The sequence below is a fragment of the Acinetobacter kanungonis genome (genome assembly GCF_009939195.1).
GTDB lineage: Bacteria > Pseudomonadota > Gammaproteobacteria > Pseudomonadales > Moraxellaceae > Acinetobacter > Acinetobacter kanungonis.
The window spans coordinates 112745-134860 of record NZ_JAACKC010000007.1; the positions used below are offsets into that span (position 1 = coordinate 112745).

General features: G+C 40.9%; 25 protein-coding genes. 8 read left to right on the forward strand and 17 right to left on the reverse strand.

The window, feature by feature from the left end:
- Positions 1–168: 168 nt before the first annotated feature.
- The 3 genes from GWK51_RS13575 to GWK51_RS13585 are packed head-to-tail and all read left to right on the forward strand — an operon-like array spanning position 169 to position 2570.
- Complete coding sequence (locus GWK51_RS13575) at positions 169–999, forward strand: oxidoreductase (RefSeq protein WP_161934110.1); 831 nt, start codon at positions 169–171, stop codon at positions 997–999.
- Positions 1000–1045: 46 nt separating this feature from the next.
- A complete protein-coding gene (locus tag GWK51_RS13580) occupies positions 1046–2041 on the forward strand; it encodes an AraC family transcriptional regulator (protein WP_016165553.1) in 996 nt (331 codons plus the stop codon).
- A gap of 16 nt (positions 2042–2057) precedes the next feature.
- Positions 2058–2570 (forward strand): hypothetical protein, encoded by a 513-nt coding sequence (locus GWK51_RS13585; RefSeq protein WP_161934111.1) that lies wholly within the window; start codon positions 2058–2060, stop codon positions 2568–2570.
- Between the two features lie 515 nt (positions 2571–3085).
- Here the strand turns inward: GWK51_RS13585 and tsaD are convergent.
- Positions 3086–4102 (reverse strand): tRNA (adenosine(37)-N6)-threonylcarbamoyltransferase complex transferase subunit TsaD, encoded by a 1017-nt coding sequence (tsaD, locus tag GWK51_RS13590; protein ID WP_161934112.1) that lies wholly within the window; start codon positions 4100–4102, stop codon positions 3086–3088.
- Positions 4103–4247: 145 nt separating this feature from the next.
- Between tsaD and rpsU the strand changes: the two genes are divergently transcribed.
- Both rpsU and GWK51_RS13600 read left to right on the forward strand, forming a co-directional pair.
- Entirely contained in the window at positions 4248–4463 is a 216-nt protein-coding gene (gene rpsU / locus GWK51_RS13595) for a 30S ribosomal protein S21 (protein WP_001136722.1), read from the forward strand.
- A 37-nt stretch (positions 4464–4500) separates the two neighbouring features.
- A complete protein-coding gene (locus GWK51_RS13600) occupies positions 4501–4947 on the forward strand; it encodes a GatB/YqeY domain-containing protein (protein ID WP_161934113.1) in 447 nt (148 codons plus the stop codon).
- Positions 4948–5018: 71 nt separating this feature from the next.
- Here GWK51_RS13600 and GWK51_RS13605 read toward each other — a convergent pair whose 3' ends face one another.
- The 14 genes from GWK51_RS13605 to GWK51_RS13670 form a co-directional block, all read right to left on the reverse strand.
- On the reverse strand, positions 5019–5384 hold the full coding sequence (locus GWK51_RS13605; protein WP_161934114.1) for a hypothetical protein: 366 nt from the start codon (positions 5382–5384) through the stop codon (positions 5019–5021).
- Positions 5385–5455: 71 nt separating this feature from the next.
- A complete protein-coding gene (locus tag GWK51_RS13610) occupies positions 5456–5821 on the reverse strand; it encodes a GFA family protein (RefSeq protein WP_100243127.1) in 366 nt (121 codons plus the stop codon).
- Between the two features lie 53 nt (positions 5822–5874).
- Entirely contained in the window at positions 5875–7278 is a 1404-nt protein-coding gene (locus tag GWK51_RS13615) for a M48 family metalloprotease (protein ID WP_161934115.1), read from the reverse strand.
- A 120-nt stretch (positions 7279–7398) separates the two neighbouring features.
- A complete protein-coding gene (locus tag GWK51_RS13620) occupies positions 7399–8364 on the reverse strand; it encodes a 2-hydroxyacid dehydrogenase (RefSeq protein ID WP_161934116.1) in 966 nt (321 codons plus the stop codon).
- Positions 8357–9001 (reverse strand): hypothetical protein, encoded by a 645-nt coding sequence (locus GWK51_RS13625; RefSeq protein ID WP_407925990.1) that lies wholly within the window; start codon positions 8999–9001, stop codon positions 8357–8359. Before GWK51_RS13625 ends, GWK51_RS13620 begins: the two co-directional genes overlap by 8 nt.
- Positions 9002–9146: 145 nt before the next feature.
- Positions 9147–11027 (reverse strand): M48 family metallopeptidase, encoded by a 1881-nt coding sequence (locus tag GWK51_RS13630; protein ID WP_407925991.1) that lies wholly within the window; start codon positions 11025–11027, stop codon positions 9147–9149.
- A gap of 100 nt (positions 11028–11127) precedes the next feature.
- Complete coding sequence (gene purF, locus GWK51_RS13635) at positions 11128–12669, reverse strand: amidophosphoribosyltransferase (RefSeq protein ID WP_100243131.1); 1542 nt, start codon at positions 12667–12669, stop codon at positions 11128–11130.
- A gap of 24 nt (positions 12670–12693) precedes the next feature.
- Complete coding sequence (locus GWK51_RS13640) at positions 12694–13278, reverse strand: CvpA family protein (RefSeq protein WP_142768970.1); 585 nt, start codon at positions 13276–13278, stop codon at positions 12694–12696.
- Positions 13275–14285, reverse strand: a complete 1011-nt coding sequence (locus GWK51_RS13645) for a quinone-dependent dihydroorotate dehydrogenase (RefSeq protein WP_161934117.1) — start codon at positions 14283–14285, stop codon at positions 13275–13277. The genes GWK51_RS13640 and GWK51_RS13645 overlap by 4 nt, the downstream gene beginning before the upstream one ends.
- A 90-nt stretch (positions 14286–14375) precedes the next feature.
- Positions 14376–14855: a type II secretion system protein GspM gene (gspM, locus tag GWK51_RS13650; protein WP_161934118.1), complete on the reverse strand. Its 480-nt coding sequence runs from the start codon at positions 14853–14855 to the stop codon at positions 14376–14378.
- Positions 14855–15997 carry a type II secretion system protein GspL gene (gene gspL / locus GWK51_RS13655; protein WP_161934119.1) on the reverse strand — a complete coding sequence of 381 codons (1143 nt, stop codon included), beginning with the start codon at positions 15995–15997 and terminating at the stop codon, positions 14855–14857. Before gspL ends, gspM begins: the two co-directional genes overlap by 1 nt.
- Before the next feature lie 27 nt (positions 15998–16024).
- Complete coding sequence (locus tag GWK51_RS13660) at positions 16025–16480, reverse strand: SixA phosphatase family protein (protein ID WP_161934120.1); 456 nt, start codon at positions 16478–16480, stop codon at positions 16025–16027.
- 118 nt (positions 16481–16598) lie between these two features.
- Complete coding sequence (locus GWK51_RS13665) at positions 16599–17672, reverse strand: NAD(P)H-dependent glycerol-3-phosphate dehydrogenase (RefSeq protein ID WP_161934121.1); 1074 nt, start codon at positions 17670–17672, stop codon at positions 16599–16601.
- Between the two features lie 31 nt (positions 17673–17703).
- Positions 17704–18279 carry a nitroreductase family protein gene (locus GWK51_RS13670; protein ID WP_100243138.1) on the reverse strand — a complete coding sequence of 192 codons (576 nt, stop codon included), beginning with the start codon at positions 18277–18279 and terminating at the stop codon, positions 17704–17706.
- A 198-nt stretch (positions 18280–18477) separates the two neighbouring features.
- Here GWK51_RS13670 and GWK51_RS13675 point away from each other — a divergent pair, with 198 nt between their 5' ends.
- Positions 18478–18852 carry a hypothetical protein gene (locus tag GWK51_RS13675; protein ID WP_142768975.1) on the forward strand — a complete coding sequence of 125 codons (375 nt, stop codon included), beginning with the start codon at positions 18478–18480 and terminating at the stop codon, positions 18850–18852.
- 77 nt (positions 18853–18929) lie between these two features.
- Here the strand turns inward: GWK51_RS13675 and rhlB are convergent, their stop codons facing one another.
- Together rhlB and GWK51_RS13685 are read right to left on the reverse strand one after the other, a co-directional pair.
- Positions 18930–20081: an ATP-dependent RNA helicase RhlB gene (gene rhlB, locus GWK51_RS13680; RefSeq protein ID WP_100243140.1), complete on the reverse strand. Its 1152-nt coding sequence runs from the start codon at positions 20079–20081 to the stop codon at positions 18930–18932.
- 98 nt (positions 20082–20179) lie between these two features.
- On the reverse strand, positions 20180–20392 hold the full coding sequence (locus tag GWK51_RS13685; protein ID WP_005177104.1) for a cold-shock protein: 213 nt from the start codon (positions 20390–20392) through the stop codon (positions 20180–20182).
- Between the two features lie 384 nt (positions 20393–20776).
- On the opposite strand from GWK51_RS13685, the gene GWK51_RS13690 reads away from it, so the two are divergent.
- Both GWK51_RS13690 and rpoH read left to right on the forward strand, forming a co-directional pair.
- Positions 20777–21010: a sulfurtransferase TusA family protein gene (locus GWK51_RS13690; RefSeq protein ID WP_142768976.1), complete on the forward strand. Its 234-nt coding sequence runs from the start codon at positions 20777–20779 to the stop codon at positions 21008–21010.
- 141 nt (positions 21011–21151) lie between these two features.
- Complete coding sequence (gene rpoH / locus GWK51_RS13695; protein WP_016167620.1) at positions 21152–22021, forward strand: RNA polymerase sigma factor RpoH; 870 nt, start codon at positions 21152–21154, stop codon at positions 22019–22021.
- The last annotated feature ends 95 nt before the right edge of the window (positions 22022–22116 follow it).

Here is a 22116-nt window from a genome sequence, read left to right on the forward strand (position 1 = left end):
AAAAAGCAAACTCTAAAAAAAGTTAATAAGGTTCTCATCAAATAGCCACTATTTAGCTATTTGTCGTGATTTGCATATCATTTGGCACGATCCGATTTACTGTTGAAAGCGTATAATTTCTAAAATGCCTTTAATGAGTGTTGAGCATAATCAATAAAGGTAATCAAAATGAAGAAAGTTCAAGATCAAGTTGTACTCGTTACAGGCGCTTCCTCTGGTATGGGGAAAGCTTTTACCAAAGCGCTTCTGAAGCAAGGTTTGATTGTTTATTCCGTAGCGCGTCGTATTGATGCAATGGAGGATTTAAAAGCACTTGGTGCACGTACTTTAAAGATGGATATTACTCAGCAACACGAAGTAGATGAAGTCATTCAGCACATTGAAAAACACAGTAAAGGCGTGGATATTCTGATTAACTGTGCTGGTTTTGGTCTATATGGTGCAATGGAAGATACTTCGATTGAAGATGCTCGTTATCAATTTGAAGTGAACTTATTCGGCATGGCATATTTGACTCAAAAAGTGCTGCCTTCGATGCGCCAAAAAAATAAAGGTCGCATTATTAATATTTCCTCAATGGGCGGGAAAATTTATACCCCAATGGGCAGTTGGTACCATGCCAGTAAACATGCGGTAGAAGGTTGGTCAGATTGCCTTCGTTTAGAACTTAAACCTTTTAACATTGATGTCGTGGTGATTGAACCAGGTGCGATTGCAACCGAATTTGCCGATGTCATGGTCAAGCCATTAGTACAACGATCAGGGACAGGACCTTACAGTAACATGGCAAATGCTGTCGCTAATGCTACACAGGAATCCGTCCAGAAAGGCGATTTATCCAATGTGCAAGTGGTGGTAGATATGCTAATGCAAGCGGTACATGCCAACACTCCCAAAACACGTTATGTTGGTGGAAAATACGCTAAACTCATGATTTTTGTTAGAAAGTGGTTTGGTGATCGCATCTTCGACAAAATGGTCATGTCTGTCGTTAAGTAATTTCCTAAAAATCAAAATAAAGTCATGCGAGGAAAGGAGGATTACCATGAAATATGCTTCAAAGTTTATGCTACAACCGAGTTGGAAACTCTTTCTAATCGACTTAGGTGTACAACCAGAAGATGTTTTGCGCTTAGCCTCTTTACCTCTCGATGCCTTTAATCGTAAAGAGTTTTATGTGACAGCCACGCAATATTTTGACTTCTGGAACGCGATAGAGACTGTATCTGGCGTCGAAAATCTTCCCTTAAAGATAGGACAAATGATTACAGTAGAATTATTTGATCCTGCAATATTTGCTTGCATCTGTAGTCCTAATCTCACGATTGCACTGCAACGCTTATCACACTTTAAACGCTTAATTGGTCCAATCGCATTGCACCCCAAAGTCGATGAAAATGTGCTGAGTTTAGATATTGAGTTTTATGAAGTAGATACAGAAATTCCAAAGAGTTTAATACTGACGGAACTGATATTTTTTACACAACTTGCACGGATTTGTACTCGTGCTCAAATCATTCCTAAAGCCATTTATTTGCCAGAATTACCAAATGAGATTGAAAAATATCAGGAATTTTTTGGAGTAGCTCCGCAAGAAAGTCACGGTATATCCATTCAGTTTTCAAAAACAGACAGTGAGCGCGCTTTTTTAACATCCAACTCAACAATGTGGTCTTTTTTTGAACCCAACTTAAAACAAAGCCTAGCAGAACTTGATCACAGTGTTGCAACCAAAGAAAAGGTCAAAGCGATCCTCTTGGAAAGTTTACCTGCTGGATTGGGCAATATTGATGAAGTAGCAAAAAGACTGGCTCTAAGTAAACGCACATTACAAAGGTTACTTGAAGACGAAAATACCAATTTCAAAACCATACTGGATGATACCCGTAAGGCATTGGCTGAATATTATTTAAAACAATCCTCGATTAGTACGAGTGAGATCTCATTCTTACTAGGTTTTCAGGAAGTGAACTCTTTTTCTAGAGCTTTTAAGCACTGGACTGGAGCAACACCAAATACCTATAGACACCAGTATTCTTGATATTGGAGTGAATTTAATGAGCTTTATAGAACATACAATTGCTTGGTGTCAGGGCGAAATTCTCGAAGGCAAAATCATCGTGATCTACGCACTAACATTAATGATTTTGAGTATTTTTATCCTCCCTATGACACATCTATCCAACTCTAAGTTTTTGATCATTCCTTTGTTACTGAGTGCTTTGATTTTTCTTATGGTTGGAGGTTCACTCATTTTTAAAAATCCTCAGCGCATAAAAGTGTACCAACAGTCATTTTTAGAAAATCCTATCGAGTTTATAAAAAGTGAAAAGAATCGTACTGATGAATTTATGCGTTGGTATCCGAAAACAGCATGGGCATTAATCATCATTGCTGCACTTGCACTGTTCACATGGATATTTGTTGAGAACGTATCGATTCACTATCTGTGCGTGGTCATTCTCTTATTTTGCTTTTCGGGATTGGTTATCGATTATTTTTCAAAAGCACGCGCCCAGATATATTTGGCCCATATACACAATGAAATTCAGAGTTGGAGCAAAGGCTGAGATTGAATTACGGGGAGATAAAAGGTTTTAACTCTATCCATTTAACAGCATGATGAATATCTGAGATTTTTACTATACCCTAATATAAATCATTACTTTAAATAAAACGATTAAACATTAAGTAATCCCTGAACCCACCATTAAACAGATTTGAAACTTTTAAAAGATAAAATAGAACAAAAAACACTCTAAAATTAATTAAATTCAAATAAATCAATACATAGTACCCTTAATTTTATCCGCAATTTCTGTGGATAACCCTAGGGGTAAGTGCATTACAACTCTGTAAGCCTCGGCTTACACCAATTCAGGCAGATCACTTCTATTCCATCCTAGAGAAGTTTCATATGATGAAGTCATAGAGAACAGGATGTTCCAAAACATAAAACAATAATTATAAGTTCAGCACCAGGACGTGAGGTACGACAGGAGTTATACCTAGCAACCCATACGAAAAAGCCCGACAGGATGTCGGGCTTTTTTATTTTGCATGCTTCAAGCAAAAAATTTATTTTTTAAATTTCTGTAGGCTGAGTTAATTCTGTCATCGGCCAACGAGGTGTAGTTGTTACAGACAAGCCATCATGCTGACCCGCTTTTAAACGTTGGTAGCCTGCAAATGCAATCATGGCGCCATTATCAGTACACAAAGCAGGTTCTGCATAATAAACCTGCCCACGAATTTTAGCTAAGTCTGCTTCCAGACGTTCACGTAAACGCTTATTTGCACTAACACCACCGGCAATAACCAAACGCTTTAAACCCGTTTGCTTTAAGGCTTTAATCGATTTTTTAACCAAAGTATCCACAATCGCTTCTTGGAAACTCGCAGCAATATCCGCGTCGCGGTTTTCATCACCTAATTTTTTCATTTGTACAGATATGGCTGTTTTTAGACCGCTAAATGAAAACTCCAAGCCTTGATGTAACATCGGACGCGGGAAAGCAAACGCGTTTGGATCGCCCTGCTCTGCCAGTTTAGAAATATTTGGACCACCTGGATACGGCAAGCCCATCATTTTCGCAACCTTATCAAAAGCTTCTCCCGCAGCATCGTCAATAGACTCACCGAGTAACTCATATTGACCAATACCATAGGCTGCCATCAATTGAGAATGTCCACCTGAAACCAAAAGTGCAACGAATGGAAACTTTGGCGGTGTAGCAGACAATAACGGCGCCAGCATATGTCCTTCCATATGATGTACGCCAATGGCAGGTTTATTCAGTGCAAAAGCCAAAGTTCGACCAAACAAAGCACCCGTCATGAGCGCACCCATTAAACCTGGTCCGCGCGTATAGGCAACTGCATCAATTTCAGATTTTTTTACGCCACTGTCAGCCAATAATTGATTTAATAAGGGAATAAGTTTACGTACATGGTCACGCGAAGCCAGTTCTGGCACCACACCACCATATTCGGCATGCAGCTTAATTTGACTATATAAAACTTGCCCGCGTAAGCCGTTTTCACTGTCATACAGTGCCAAACCAGTTTCATCACACGATGTTTCTAAGCCTAAAACGATCATTAAACTGCCTACAACCTATATCAAATCCAAAGCGAAACCTATTATAGACTTGTGGTATGAGATGTAAATGAGTAAAATACTGACCTTCACTTGTGATCAAGGCAATCATGCCGCGATCTTATCCATAACTTAATGAGGATTCTTCATGCCACAAGTTAAATTGAAAGAAGGCGAACCAGTAGACGTAGCTATCCGTCGTTTCAAACGTTCTTGCGAAAAAGCAGGTGTTTTAGCTGACGTTCGTAAGCGTGAATTCTATGAGAAACCAACTCAAGAACGTAAGCGCAAAAAAGCTGCTGCTGTTAAGCGTTACCAAAAGAAATTGGCGCGCGAATCAGTTCGTACTACACGCCTTTACTAAGATTAATTTGTGATTGATTGACAACCTGGAAAAATAAATGACTACCTTAAAAAGCCAAATAACAGAAGTTTTAAAAGCAACTATGCGTGCTAAAGAAATGGATAAGTTAACGGTCATTCGTAGTCTACAGGCAGCAATCAAGCAAATCGAAGTCGATGAGCGCAAAGAGCTTGACGATGCTCAAACTCTTGCGGTCATTGAAAAGCAAATCAAACAACGTAAAGAATCGATCAAAGCCTTTGAAGGCGCTGGTCGTGATGATTTAGCTAGTAAGGAACAAGCCGAAATTGATGTTTTATCTCAATTTCTACCAGAAGCTATGACTGAGGAAGAGCTTGATTCTATCATTGAGCAAACAATTACTGCTCAAGAAGCTACTAGCATGAAAGATATGGGTAAGGTGATGAACTCTCTGCGTCCGCTCATAGCCGGGCGCGCCGATCCTGCTTTAGTTTCTTCTAAAATCAAAGCAAAACTCGCTTAATCTTTCAAAACTCTCTTTCTTTATCGTTGAACTGCCTTTACGTAAACAAGACAGTTCATAGATAACAGCCTTTAAGTCAAATTACACTGCACATTATACTTCTTTAAAATCATCATTTCTTTTGATGACATAACCTGTTGAATTACATCTCGCTTAGTCAAATTACGATATTGCGCGTCTAAAGAACTTCTATTTTTATCAGCCGCAGTATAAAGCTGATCAACATAACGCCCCACAATGCCACAATAACGTGTTTGCTGCTCTGCGGTAAAACTGGTTTGCTGCGGATTAAGTTGGCCAAAAAACTGACGAACATCCGCCTTGTATGTGCGATTAATTTTATCAACTGCAACCACATAATCTTCGACACTTGCAAAAGCTGAACCACAAGAAACAGCAAGCCAAAGTGCTGCTAGAAACTGGACTTTATTCTTCATTAGAACCATTAAAATCAAAAAAATGATTGAACATCATGATACAGCGCGGACTCATGCAAAACTAGCGCAGATTATTTTATTTGAATAAATTCAGGCTTATATTGCTTATATGCCTCTTCAGTGGGCGCAGGAATCTGCCCCAGAGTTACTGTGCCCAAGCGTAATCGAATCACATCAGGCAAGTCTACACGATAGGAAAAAATAGGACTGCCGCACTCCTGACAAAAAACACGTGCCTTATTCGGACTATGAAAATACTCTTTCAGCACTTTTACACCACGCACAATTTCAAACAGTGACTTTTGCAATGGACTATTCCACCCTGCAAAACCACCTTGCGCTCGCTGGCAATGCTGACAATAACATAGAATTGTTTTTTCAATTTCCCCATGATAACGGTAACTGACCGTACCACATAAACACTGTCCTTCGATCATTTTATCTCCCCCTCTTGTTGTTATGTTATACAAGGATGATGTCTATTTAATGCTTAAATCTTTAACTGACGTTCCTTTTGCATCTGATCAATTCGCTGTTTGAGCAGTTCAGACATTGCCGTATTGTCCTTCGCTAAACGCTGCGCATGCAATAATGATTTTATAGCACCTTCTTCTAACCCACTCCAGTACTCTACCTCTGCACGATAACGCAATACATTCACTGCACGTAAAGGTGAAGCCACATCAATATTCGCCGATTGTTGCAGCAAGCGCCATCCCGTGATATCTCGTGGATTTTGGTTCACAAAGTTTTGTACCAGTGCACTGGCTTGTACGGGTTGCTTTTGACGAATCAGTACTTCCGCCAGTTTATAGGCTAAAGCACGGTTCTCAGGCATAATCCGTGCAGGCGAAGCAATGATCTGATAAGCATCATCTAATTTATTTTGCCCAAGATAAATATCTGTTTGAATTAAAGTGAGCAAATTGTGTAACTTATTTTGTTTTTTAAGTTGATCCAATTGCGCTTGCGCCAATACAAAATCACCTTGCTGACTATAAAATGCGGCCAAAGCCAATTGTCCTGCAAAATCCCCACGCTTCGCCAAGTTTTGTAATTGCTGTTCTGTCGCCTGATTTGACACCACCAAGGTGTACAACTTTAATATTTCAAAATTTTCATCCCGCATACTGCTTTTCACTTGCGGCAACTGATTCGCCCTTAAACGCGCCTCACTCATTCGTTCGGTAGTAAGAGGGTGTGTCAGCCAAAAATCAGGCAGAAAGCTAACTCGACTGGTGGCACGGTGCATCACTTCGAAATAATCTGCCATACTTTGTGGGTTATAACCCGCCGCGTACATATACTGCATACCTATACGATCAGCTTCGCGCTCTTGATTACGGCTATAGCTTAACTGATTATCTAGCAATGCAGCTTGCGATCCCATCATCACTGCAGCACCCGCATTACCATCGGCTTGTGAGGCGACCAAAGCCCCCACAATAATACCTGCCAAGGCCAACAGACTTTGCCCCTTAAATGCTTCCTGCGAGCGACTGTAATGTCGCTGGGTCACATGAGCAATCTCATGCGCCATCACCCCTGCAACCTCATCCATATTACGTGCAGAAGTAATCATGCCTGTATTTAATGCAAACAAACCACCAGGCACAGCAAAAGCGTTAATTTGAGCATCATTGACCAATACCAAACCAATCGGCTGCCCGAGCTGGGTCTGGCTGAGAATATTTGAAAATACCAATAAGAGCTGATCTTCCAGCCAAGCATTATGTGCAATCGGTAACTGATGCTGCACTTCACGATAGACTTTTTCGCCAATCATTTTTTCATTTTGACGATCAATTAAGCCTATTCCACTGCCAATTTCGGGAACATTAAACTGAGGAGTAGATGAAAAATGTGTTGCATCCGCCCATGCGATATGAGCCATTGCACACAAACTACCAATGACGAAAAACCGTTTCAATGCCACATCTCAAAATCTTATTCGTTCTGAGCAGACTATAACATTGAAACAGCAAGGGATTTGCAATGATGTGTTATCAATATTTTAAAAGTCAGAATTGACCAAATAAGGTGGCTGACGTCCTTCCAAAGCATCAACCAAATTACGATAAGCCAGTTCCGCCATCTTTTTACGCGTCTCCGCAGTTGCAGAACCCACATGTGGCAAGGTCACCACATTATCTAGTTGGAATAACTCTGAATCTTGTAGTGGTTCTTTTTCGTATACATCTAATCCTGCAGCAAAGATTTTGCGTTCTTTCAGTGCCTGAATTAAGGCTTGCTCATCAATAACAGAACCACGGGCTATATTCACCAACACCGCATGTGGCTGCATTAAATCAAACTGCTCAGTAGAAATTAATGCTTTTGATTCTGCATTCAAATCTACCGCAACCACGACAAAGTCTGACTGTTGCAATAATTCATCTAAGGTACGGTATTGCGCATTCAACGGCTGCGCCATTTCTAATTTTTCACGACGGTTATGATATAAAATATTCATATTAAAACCGTATAAGCCGCGACGTGCTATCGCAGCACCAATATTGCCTAGACCTATAATTCCCAGTGTTTTCCCGTAGATATCTTGTCCAAACTGAGCTTGAGAAACGGTACGCTTCCACTCACCTGTTTTGGTCCATTGATCTAAATATGGCACTTTACGCGCCGCACTCATCAATAATGTAAACGCCAAATCTGCCGTGGTTTCCGTTAAAACATGCGGGGTATGGCTTAACCAAATCTGGTTTTGACTTAAATAACCCACATCATAGTTGTCATAACCTACACTGACACTCGAGATGATTTTAAGATGTTGTGCGCCAGCGAGATTACTTTCATTGAGCAAACGCCCAGCCCCGATCATGCCATCCGCATTTTGAACATGGTCTTGAATCTGCTGATTGACGTCACTTTGCTTCGGATCAATCACCACCACATCATATTGAGCTTGTAAGCGGGTTAAAATTTCAGGGTCAATTTGGCTAAAAACAACAACTTTTTTATTCATCATTCATCCGTGTATTGAGTGATTTTTGCATAAACTGCCACAAGCGTTTTTTTAAAATGGGCTGCTCCAGCATTTCCTGCAAGCTCGCCAAACGGTGTAGCTCCACCTGTTGTAAATGAGGGATATCCCCCAACGCAATCAGATCTTTGTCTACACCAATTGCATCGATAAAGCCCTGCACATAACTGCCAGCGCCTCGTCCATCTTGCATTTCACGCAAAGGAAATGGCCACTTTAATTCATGATATTCTGCGGGTATAGCCTGCTGAATGTTAACCCAAAGTTCTGCCTGAGCTTCAGTTAACTGAGAAGCATCCAACACAATGAGACAGGTAGCAAGACTTACTGCCTGTAATTCAAAAGCTTCAATTTGAATAGCTGGTTGTGATTGTAATTCGGCTGCGACTGGAGTGACTGGCTTAGGCGTTTGTTGAGCATTTTCCTTTTCAATTTCAACAAACTGAGTTAAAGCATCATCTATTTCAGGAATATCAGATTCACCAGAGACAGGAAGCTCAACTTGACTTAGGGCTAACTCAGTAATAATTTCGGGTTGCGCTTGATCGCGCCATAAACCAGATAGCTGAGAGTGTTGTACACGCGCGAGAGTTCTAGGAATCCAAATATCGATTCCCATTGTTGCTAATATATCTCGCTGGTGCCCCATCATCTTTATGTTCAACATCTCAATCTTTGTCGCTATTTTAACGACATTCGCTTTATTTTGCTGTGCTTTATTAAAACACTTATTGATACCTTTAAACTCTATATTTATATCTTAATCACATAATCATTAAACTATTTTTCTTCTGCATCTGCTCGACAATTTCTGAAGTTTCAAAGCCGAATCGCCAATACAACAACTCCAAAACATCCAATTCATCTTGAGTAATGATACGGTCATTCCATAAACACAACTCTGCAATGCCCAAAATAATGAGACGATCGCGCAACAGCAATCCCGAAATATCATGCACGATTTCAGCAAGATCAATTGGCTCATCAGATATTTCTTCGTAAATATCCAACTCATCTATGGTCAGAATCTTTTTTAATATGCGCTCACGCACCGTAAGTTGGTTATCGCTATTAATCTGCTGGACATGCAGTAAGGCATCAATCAAACGTACAATTTGCGGTTTTACTTCATCCAAGGCCGTTGGGGTATGTACTGGTAACAGGTTCAATTCAAATTTAACCCGCTCCAACAACAACGCATCCAATAAGCCAATTTCACCATCTTCCTGAATAATGCGCGCCAGCTTAGTCACAAATTGTCGTGCAATGGTTGCTGGCATACCGCCAATGTTGGCACATGCTTCATGGAAAATAGATAAATGTACTCGGCCATCTAAATGTAGCAATGCATCAATTATGGCACGACTAACTTCAGCTTCAGCAGGAATAAACTCGCGATATTGACGAATCATCAAAATCGCTACCATCACCTCGCGCGAACCCGTGGCAGTTTGTAAGGCACGCTCAATCAACTCCGGGCGCTGCATGGTGCTGCGCACTTCTGGATTTAAGGGCTTAATCGCATCCTTAATTGCAAAGCTTATTGGAGATAAACGCAATAAAGGTAAGGGTTGTGGTGAACTCCACGGGGTGTAATATTCTGCATTGGTTTCTTCCAAAGAACGAAACAGACTAAATAATGGCTGATTTCTTAATCTTTTTAGATTTTCCAATTGCAGGTCTTGCACCAAACCAGGATTCAACTCATAAATTCGTTGCTCAATATCAGGATGAATATTCATCCAGCTTTGTGGACTCAATGAGTTAGCAAAACACATATGTGAAATCGATTCTGAGTATTCACTGTGAATTTGTGAACCCGCATGATGCACATAAATACGCAACAAGGTTTGGATATTGGCATCATTCTGAATCAGACGTTTGGTCTTTAAATCATTTCTGAAGGTACGGCTGCCTAGCGTCAGGTATTTAATGAAACGTGTCATTAATACCCCCATACTCCCAACCAACCAAATCATACCACCCAAAGCCACTAATATGGTTTCAAATTTTTGCGGTTGATCATAACCCTGACGACTAAAGCCTAATTTCGCAACTTTACTGCCCCATTGGCTGAACGTTGTGAGACCGCTATACAAAATTTTCAATCGGGTATTGTCCGCTGTTTCGCCTGATAAAATCTGATTAAACTCATGACTTAACAAGCCGAACAATTCAGATTCATCCAAATTTTGTAATGCCCCCCAAGTCAGAATAATTGCAATATCACGTGGTAAGAAGCCCGCAGTTAGTGCATTCACCCCTACTTCATCAGGCAGTACATAAACGGCAGGTGTATCAATGAGAAAACGCTCAGAGAGTTGTTCGGTGATTTTGAGCGCTGCAAATTCTTCAGGTGTGCTTTCAATTAGGCTTAAACGTCTTGCACGCAATTGTTTCGCTAACGAGTGGCCACCAGAACGAAAGACATAGAATTCATACAGAATGGAAGAGCCGATGATCAGCAACAATAAAGCGATGACATAGGGGCTGAGTTGATGCCAAAAAATAGATTGGCTTTGATCAAAATAATAGACCAACAACCCCAACACTGTATTAAGGATAAACATGGTCAAAAGAACAGCCAATGCACAGATACTGGCAGACCACATCATATTTTTATTTTTGATCAAAAAGCCACCCATTTCTTTCAATGTAAAGTTCCTTTATTACATTGTAATTCAGCCACATCATAAATGAAAAAGGCGGGAATTACCCACCTTTTTCACGCAAAATCTTTGAAAATTATTGCTCGGTCACACCTGTCAAATCTACTGAAGCCGCATCGATGTTGACATCAATATAGCCATCTTTCGATTTTTTTGCGGTGTCACTACGCTTTTGTTCCAACTCATCTAGATACGCAGTATCAATACCACCCGCCACGTAAACACCATCAAATACAGAACAGTCAAATTCTTGTAAATCTGGTACTTTGCTGGTGCGGATTGCCGCTTTAAGGTCTTCCAAGTCTTGGAAAATTAAGCGATCTGCTTCAATAATTTCACGGATTTCTTCAACGCTACGTTCAGAAGCAATCAGCTCTTTCTTCGCAGGCATATCAATACCGTAAACGTTTGGATATTTCACCATTGGCGCTGCCGAAGCGAAGAATACTTTTTTCGCACCAGCATCACGTGCCATTTGAATGATTTCATTACACGTCGTACCACGTACAATCGAGTCATCCACCAGCAACACATTTTTACCTTTAAACTCAAGCTCTACAGGGTTGAGCTTTTGGCGAACAGATTTTTTACGTTGCTGTTGACCTGGCATAATGAAGGTACGACCGATATAACGGTTTTTCATAAACCCTTCACGGAATTTCACACCCAACGTATTAGCCAGCTCTAATGCTGAAGTACGTGAAGTATCAGGAATAGGAATAACCACATCAATGTCGTGTTCCTGACCCCATTCATTCAGAATTTTATGTGCAAGTTTCTCACCCATTTTCAAGCGGGCTTTATACACGGAAATACCATCAATCGTTGCATCTGGACGCGCGAAGTACACATATTCAAAAATACATGGACGGTATTGTGGATTTTCAGCACATTGCTGCGTGAACATTTCACCATCTGCGTTGATGAAAATCGCTTCACCTGGTGCAATATCACGCTCAACTTTAAAGCCAAGTGCCGTAATCGCAACAGATTCTGATGCAATGATATATTCCATCTCACCCGTTTCTGTTACACGAGAACCGTAAATGAGTGGACGAATACCATTTGGATCACGGAAACCAACCAGACCTTGACCCGTAATCATCGCAACCACGCCATAAGCACCTTTACAACGCTCATGTACACGCGAAACTACATGGAAAATATCTTCAGGAGTAGGCACTAATTTGCTACGCTTTTGCAGCTCATGCGCAAAAACGTTAAGTAATACTTCTGAATCCGAATCGGTATTCATGTGACGTAAATCTGTTTTAAACAGGTCATCATGAATTTCTTCAGCATTGGTCAAGTTACCATTGTGTGCCAAAGTAATACCGTAAGGTGAGTTTACGTAAAATGGTTGCGCTTCAGCACTGCTCGAAGAACCTGCTGTCGGGTAACGCACATGACCAATACCATAGTTACCCAGTAAGGCACGCATGTGACGAGTATGGAAAACATCACGCACCATGCCATTGTCTTTGCGAAGAAATAAACGTCCTTCGTGGCAAGTTACGATCCCAGCTGCATCTTGTCCACGATGTTGTAACATCGTTAATGCATCAAACAACATTTGGTTAACGGGTGATTTACCAGCTATACCAACAACTCCACACATAGCAACCTCGCAGACAAGCTAGGATTAATAAAAAGGATTATTTGTTGAATTGCCTGAACGCGAATGATCTTTTGGCGTTGGTTCAGACAAGGAGTGGGAAGATTGCTGTGTACCTTCCGACTGAATATGTTCAAGCGCTTCGTGCGCTGCGTCTTTCGATAACTGGGCAGCCCATGGCGCATAAGGCAATAAGGATTGAACGACTTTGGACTGCTTCCAGTGTGGAGAACTTTCCACCCATGGACTTAAGCCCTGCATGGTAATTAAAACCACCATCAACCCTTTCAGTGTTCCAAACGCGCCACCCGCAAGGCGATTGAGCGGACCCAACTTCAAGGTGCTTAATACACCATTTAACAATGCTGTGGCTAACCAAGTAAATACGATGATGACCAAGACAATGAATGCAAATGCCGCTATTTTCTGAACCACTGGATCTTGACTGAGCACCCCCATTGAAGGAGCAATGAGTGCGGCATATTTAGCACCGACAATCAGTGCAAAAATCCAACCCACCAAGTTCGCAAAGGCTTTAACAAATCCTTGTCGCAAACCGTTTAGCCCTCCAATGAGCAAAATGATCAGTATGAAGATATCAATGGTATTCATTTTGCAAGCATAGCATCGACACAATCTTTAATCAGTTTAGGTCCTGTATATATGAGGCCACTGTAGACTTGTACAAGTGCTGCCCCTGCATTTTGTTTAATCAGTGCTTGTTCACCCGCCAAAATTCCACCAACACCAATCAGTGGGACTTGACCATTTAATGCTTGAGCAAAAGCAGATAAACAAGCCGTACTTTTCTCGAAGACTGGCGCACCAGATAAACCACCCGCTTCATCACCTTGTGGTAGATTTTCTACGCCTTCGCGTGACAAAGTAGTATTGGTCACAATCAGACCATCAATTTTATTGGCAATCAGTTGCTGCGAAATAAAAGCAATATCTTCTGGAGTTAAATCTGGAGCTACTTTAAGCACTAAAGGTACATAGTGCTGGTGTTCATCCGCCAATTCAAGCTGACGCTTCTTTAAGGTGACTAACAATTCAGTCAGTGCATCACCACTTTGCAAGCTACGTAGATTTTTTGTGTTTGGAGAAGAAATATTGACGGTAATGTATGAAGCATAGTTATAGACTTTTTCTAAACAAATTAGATAATCATCTACCGCATTTTCTACAGGAGTATCGGCATTTTTACCAATATTAATCCCAAGTACACCTTTGAATTTTGCCGCTTTGACATTTTCAATCAGTTGATCCACACCATCATTATTAAAGCCCATACGGTTAATAATGGCTTTTGCTTGTGGCAAACGGAAAAGACGAGGTTGTGGATTGCCCGCTTGTGGGCGTGGGGTAATGGTTCCAATTTCAATAAAGCCAAAGCCAAGTGCAGCTAAGGCATCAATATAAGCACCATTTTTATCTAAACCAGCAGCCAATCCTACAGGATTTGGAAATTCAATACCCATACAGGTCACAGGTTTTGCTGCAACATGCTGACGCATCATTCCCATCGCATGGGCTGATTTCAGTAAGGATAATGTTAGCTCATGTGCACGCTCTGGTGCTAAAGAAAACAACAAAGGGCGGGCTAGAGAATACAACATATCTAGAAAAGTCTACGGCTTTTTAAGTCGATATATTATAGGCGTAGCCCACCAAAAACGCCATGCTTGGCAACTGTTTATTTTGACCTATTATTGTAGTGTCGCTGTTAATTTAATCTGTCCTGCATTGGACTGAAATTCCATTTTTTCAATGCTTAAGCCCATCTGTGCCAATTGCGTGAGAAAATTTGCAAGAATGGCGTAATTGGCATGACTTACAACCACTTGAATTTGTTCACCCATTTGTTGCGAAGCCACACCCAAACCTTGCTGCTGTGCAGCACGCTGTACTTTGTCTGCCGCACTTAACTGGACATCCCCTGCTGGTTTCATGGTCACGGCATTACTTTGCATCCATACCACCAAATCTTTTAGCTCACTAACCCGCTGTTGCTGATACTCTGCAGCCTTATGCATGTACCACAATGCTGAGCCGACAGCTGCAATCAATACAAAGATGACGGTAAAGATCACCATAATGCGTTCACGAAGTGACAAGCGCTCTAAATATTGTGCAATTTGCTCTGCATATGAATCGAAAGAGCTTTGAATTTTTTCTAATGCTTTCATTATTGTATTTTCACCAAACCAATGACCCCCGAACCATTCGGCTGAATATTCCCCAACTCTACCTTAAACCCTTGTTGAGTCAGTTGTTGTGTCAGATTTTGCAAAACAGCCGATGAATTTGCCTTGAGATCTAAATTCAGCACATTAGCATCGTAAGAAACACGATCCGCAGTAATTTTATTCTGCATTAATACAGGACCAACCCGACTCAGCAATTGCAGTCCTGCATTTTGCCCCATTTGATTACTGCGCATCTGAAATTCAAACTGACTTTTCAAGGTCTGTTCCGTCACTGGGTAATTTTGTCCAAACCAGTATTTAAATTGAGATACAGCCTGAATAGCCGTTTCATCAGCGACTTTTTTATTCTTATACCAACGACTGGCATCATAACCAAACTGAACCACTAAAATTGTCAAAAATACAGCGGTACAAGCCTTCCAATATCCCGAAAGCTGAGTATCGGACTTCAATTTTGGCAATACATTAAAAGGGTGTTGTTTGGTCTTCTTTAATGGTTCAAAAGTGTATTGAAAACTCGTAATTTGATCTTGAGTCAATCGAGCTTGCAAACTATTCAACTCTATATCACTGATATTCGACACTTGATAATGATGCGTAGCAAGCTGATAGTCCAAATACAGCGGCAAGTCATCTATAGAGCAGCCCATCCACTCGCTTTCACGTGCCAGTAAACGACCATGCAAATGAAGTAGAACGGTTTGATCCTCATTCACAGGCTGCGGTGCTGCGTAAAAATCTGGAATAAGGGCTGCAATCTTGATTGGCAATAATGAAAGTGAATGCTGCCATGTTTCAACCAGATGCTGTGAAATACCCAATAAGGTCAACTGATCTGGATTTTGAAAGTGATGCAAGACTTTCATACTGTCGATTGGAAATACGATATATTCCTCCAACAGATATTTAATGCCTTCTTGCCCCAACTGCTTATATTGCATTTTGCTCAACGTCTGTTGCAGCATTTGCACATGGCGACTCGGGAAAAAAACCGTCGCTTCTTGCTGTGCAAAAGGCTGTAAGTCCTGAATCAATTGTTCAAGACTTACAGCAGCTTGCCAAGATTCCCCTTGCGACCACTGCCACGCCTCATTCGCTTCTGGCATCCATATATACAACATTTATTTTTATCTGCCGTTCGGTATCATTTAAGCCTGAGGAATAAAACGCTTCTGTACTGTTGATAAACCCGCAGCAATCACTGTTTGCGCGTAACAACGTGCTTCAGCTAGCGCAAAGGGATGAAATGGTTCATTGGTAAGTAGTTCTTCAATATGCGCCACAACATTCATATGACAAACGACTACTATCGACTCATAAGGCAGATGCGATAACCATTCCACTGCAACGCGCGCATCATCATCAGGTTTAATCGCATTACACAATAAAACAGGCACGCCTTTAAAATGGGTTTGAATATGCGCGAGTGTCTCTTGGGCTCTTAATAATGGACTCACAATAAAAATATCAGGCTGAACCAAATCTTTTAAATAATTTGCTGTTTCTTGCGCTTGCAAATGACCACGTGCTGTTAACGGGCGCTTGATATCATTTCCATCCAGTGCTGGCGAAGCTTCACCATGACGAACCAAAGTAAGTTGCATAAAATTTCCTTATTATTTCAGAGCACACCACTGTATTGTAAAATTAAAATCAGCAGGTGCTCAATTTTGAAGTATATACAATATTTATGACAATTCTAATGCATTCAATAAATTAAACTTAGACTTCATGATGCGGCAAAACAAATTCCACATCGCTACGATGACCATTTTTCATTAAGGAAACCGCAATCGATAAAGGCGGTGCACCTTCAAAAATCACATCGTAGAGTGCGCAGGTAATTGGCATATACACATCCAGCTCTTCTGCTCGCGCCCGCACCTGAACCACGGTATTAATCCCTTCCGCAGTTTGCCCCAACTCTTTGGTGGCTTGCTCCAAAGTTTTTCCTTTACCCAAAGCAAAACCAATCTGATAGTTTCGACTGAGTGGACTGTTACAGGTAGCAAATAAATCACCCACACCCGACAAGCCCAAGAAAGTTAAAGGATTTGCCCCCAACTTCACGGCGAAACGGCTCATTTCAGCCAAAGCTCGGGTTAAAAGCATACTCTTGGTATTTTCACCCACATTATAGGCAGCCGCCATTCCCATAGCGACCGCATAAATATTTTTAAGCGCACCTCCCAACTCGACTCCGTGTACATCATCACTGGCAAAGACACGGAATAAAGCACTATGCAAGGCTTGCTGTACGGCATAGCGCACCAATTCCGAATCGCTGGCAATGACCGTACCCGCAGGTTGACCTGCAACGATTTCTTTTGCCAAGTTAGGACCAGACAGCACACCAAAAGGTACTTCAAGCAATTCTTGCTGAATAATGTCGCTCATAAAGCAAAAGGTATTCGCTTCAATACCTTTGGTTAGCGAAACCACCGCTTGCGAACTGATAAATGGACGAATCTGCTTCAGCACATCACGAAATGAATGACTCGGGATTGCCACCAAAATAATATCGCGATCACGTACTGCTTGTTCTACATCCGATACTGCAACCAAGCCAGTCTCAAGTTGAAAATCTGGCAAATAACGCTGATTGACATGGGTACGGTTAATTTCTTCAGCTACTGCTTCGTCACGAATCCAAATCTTGGTATCGCAGCCATTGCGGACAGCGGTATTCGCCATGGCAGTGCCAAAACTCCCCCCACCCAACACCGTTACACGTAAAGCAGTTTTGCGATCAATGATCACAGGGTCAACGAAATCACTAAAATTTAATTCAGACATTTATTTTTATATCCCAAAGCATGGATTCAACTTATTTATTCCAAGTACTTACATAGTCAGCAGTATTGATCTCTGCACGAGGCGGAATGGCTTTTGCTGCTGTACCAACATAGATTATGCCAGAAATCAGATCTTGCTCTGTCAACCCCAAAGCCTGCTTTAATAATTTGGATTCAACCACTGCACCACTGCGCCACATGGTCGAAAAACCTTGTGCCTGCAAAGACAACAGAAAATTCTGAATAGCCGCACCCGTACTTAAGGTCTGCTCAAAATTAGGCACTTTGGCATGCTCTTGAAACTTTGTTAACGCAAGAACTAACAACGGTGCACGAAATGGGTGTTGCTTAACACGATCTAACTGCACCTGATCTTGCTCACCCAAATCGGCAAGTGCTTGTGATAATAGCTGACCAAATGCTTCACGCTGTTCCGACTCAATCACCACAAATTTTGTAGGCTTTAAACGATGATGATCCGGTGCCGTCAAGGCTGCCTGAAATGCCAACTCTAATTGTGCTGCATTGGGTGCAGGTTCAACCAGATGTCCAATCGACTGACGTTGATGAATATTTTGATGAATAAGGTCTGCTGTTAAATCCGTCATTGACTTTTAGATCTATACATAAATACTTCAGCAAGAGTATCACAATATTTTCCGAATGCTCTAGCCCACTGAATAAATAGTCATTTCAACGGTTATTTTCACAGAGCAATAAAATAAAACTGCATTTTTTATACAACACCTTGATGATTAATCATCAACACTATTTGGCAGTACTTAGTTCTAATGAATGGGGAAAAAATGAATAAAATTTTAACTTTAGGCACCACAGCATTATTCACACTTTTACTATCTGCCTGTGCATCTACACCAACCTCTTCGACAGTAATTCAGAAAGAGAATAATCAATTTGAAGTTACAGGCTTGGGTAAAACCAGCATTATCTCTAAAAACAATGCGATAGAGGCTGCGAATAAAACCTGTAAAAACTCAACTCCGATCATTGTGAGTGACAAAACTGAATACAATGGTGCACTCAAAGGCATGGTCGATGATCAAACTGGGCAAATGATTCAATCTGCCGCAGATGTGATTGGCAGTATTGCAGGCACCAATACCAGTATTGCCAAAGATACCGATTATCAAACCGTGGTGACGTTTTACTGTAAAAGTTAAGTCTAGTCAGCAGAATGTATAAGCAATAAAAAAAGGTTAGTGTTTAAACTAACCTTTTTTTCACGCTCAGGATGAAATTAGCAATAACCTTCCAAACGAGTGAGTGGCAATTTCTGACCAATCGCCTTTTCAATTTCTGGCAAGTGGAATGCATCATCTTCCGAAAGGAAACTGATACTGACACCACGTGTACCCGCACGACCTGTACGCCCAATACGGTGTACATAATCATCTGACTGTTCAGGTAGCGTGAAATTCACAACATGTGAAACGCCATCCACATGAATGCCGCGTCCTGCCACATCGGTTGCGATCATGATGTTATGTTTACCATTCTTAAATTGGTCCAACATTTTCAGACGCTTATCTTGCGCGATTTCACCCGAAAGCATCACCACTTTATAACCATCACGCTTCAAGCTGTCATATAACTTTCGTACTTGATCACGGCGATTGGCAAAAATCATGACTTTTTCAATCGGCTCATCATGCAGAATATCTTGCAGCAATTTATATTTGTCCGACTTCGCCACCATATACACACGCTGTTCTACATCTGCATTGGTTTTCTTTTCTGGCTCAATTTCAACAGTCACAGGTTCAAATAACCATTGTTGTGCCAAATTCAAAACATCGTAGCTAAAGGTTGCAGAGAACATCAAGGTTTGACGTTGTTCTTTACGTGGTGAATAACGCACGATGCGTTTAACCGATGGAATAAAGCCCATATCCAATAAACGGTCAGCTTCATCAATCACCAAAAATTCAATCTGGTCTAACCAAACTTCTTTTTGTTCCACAAAATCAATTAATCGCCCTGGTGTCGCGACAATAATATCAACTGGTTTTTTATCGAGTTGTGCTTTTTGCTTATCAAAGTCCACCCCACCCAATAACGTCACCAAATGCAAGTCTGAAAATTTGGTTAGATGTTTTGCATCACTTTCAATCTGCAAAGCCAATTCACGTGTTGGCGCCAAAATTAAGGCACGCGGCTCACCACGGAAGCGCTGTTCTTGAATTGGATTATTCAACAAGTCATTAATCACACTGACTAGAAAGGCAGCTGTTTTTCCCGTTCCCGTTTGTGCACGACCAATTGCATCATGCCCAGCCAAAGTAAATTTGAGCACCTTTTGCTGGATTGGCGTCATTTCCTTAAACCCTAAAGCATCAATCGCTTGTTTAAGTTGAGGATGTAAATTTAGGGTTTCAAAACCAGATGACATAAATACTTGCTCAAACTAATGAATATAGAAAAACATGGTCATTATAAACAAAAAACGCCCCAATATACATTGAGGCGTTTCGAAGAATCTTTAGCGTATTAGTCTAAAGGTTGAACTTCTTCAGCTTGGAAGCCTTTTTGACCTTTTACAACGCTGAATTCAACACGTTGGCCGTCACGAAGTGAACGGTGGCCTTCGCCTTGAATAGCACGGAAGTGAACGAATACATCGTCACCGCCATTGCGTTGAATAAAACCAAAACCTTTAGTGTCGTTGAACCATTTAACTACGCCTTGTTCACGAGCTGTCATAAGTTAATCCTCATTGTATTTAAAAGAAGGACCACCCGGTGTTGCAAACAGCAGAGCAAACAAGGTTTAAAAACATTTATTATTTCTAAGCTTGTAATCATTCTGTATAACTATTAACAAAATCCCGGTTACATCCAATTGTAGAGCATGGGTTTAAAACAATTTATAGTTGTGATAAATCCTCAATACGGCATCGAGCTTAACATGGGTTTATGACAATTAATAGAATTTTTTTTACTTATTCCACATCAAATTAAGTAATTTTTTTTCGATACTTATTTAACACCAAGATAAACATAAATATAGTTTTACTGTGTTTTAAGTTGGGATTTGGCATCAAATTTGCTAAGATTTGGCGGTGTTTTCTGAGACTACTCACTACATATGTCGAATCAACGCGAAGGCGACCTCATCATTGATGCAATGGGTAAGCCTTGCCCTATGCCCTTACTCATGTTGAAGCGCGCTTTAAAAAATTCTCCGCCTGGTCGGGTCTTGCTTAAATCTTCCGATCCGCATAGTCAAATTGATGTCACTCGATATTGTCAAATGCATCAAATGGCTTGTGTTGTGCAAAAAATTTCAGAGCATGAATACCATTACTTAATTGAATCTTAATTATTTTCAATTAGACTAAATGGTTTCAATTTGGCATAAAAAATTACATAACACTACCCAAATTTCCTTAATGTGTGAGCCTATAGGCATTAAGATAAAAGGTAGTGGAACATCAATGTCCAATTTTATTAAGGAGTACCTATGAGTGACAGCAGCAATCAATTGATGCCCCTGTCATTATCTGCACCAGGTGTAAACCTTGGGGCATATATTAGTACTGTCAATCAGATTCCAATTTTAACAGCCGAACAAGAAAAAGAGTTGGCTGAACGTTACTACTACGACCAAGACCTTGATGCTGCAAAAATGCTGGTCATGTCGCATTTACGATTTGTGGTACATATTGCACGCAGTTATGCAGGTTATGGTTTACCGCAAGGTGATCTTATTCAGGAAGGTAACCTTGGCTTAATGAAAGCCGTTAAACGCTTTGACCCGAACATGGGCGTGCGTTTGGTTTCCTTTGCTGTGCATTGGATTAAAGCAGAAATTCATGAATACGTAATTCGTAACTGGCGTATTGTCAAAATTGCGACCACCAAAGCACAACGCAAATTGTTCTTTAATTTGCGTAGCCTGAAAAAATCCAGCAAAAAATTGACGCTCGAAGAAGCTCAATCAATTGCCAATGATTTGAATGTGACCCCAGAACAAGTGCTGGAAATGGAAGGTCGCTTAACCGCTTATGATGCAGCTTTTGAAGCACAAGGTGATGATGACGATGAGGGTTCAACTCATGTCGCGCCTGCCTTGTATTTAGAAGATAATCGCTACGACCCTGCCCGCTTGGTTGAAAGTGAAGACTACGAAGAACAAAGCACCTCGGCTTTACATGAAGCCATGGAACAGCTCGATGATCGTTCGCGTAATATCTTGCAGCGCCGCTGGTTAGATGATGATAAATCGACTCTGCATGAACTGGCCGCAGAATATAATGTTTCGGCTGAGCGTATTCGTCAGTTAGAGAAAAATGCGATGGAAAAAATTAAAGTTGCGATGTCATCCAACTAATTCTTTCTATCCTTAAAGGGCACAACTTGCATGTTGTGCCCTTTTTGTATGAACGCTTTGAACAATGTCACATTTCGCTTTTTTACCCTACGCAG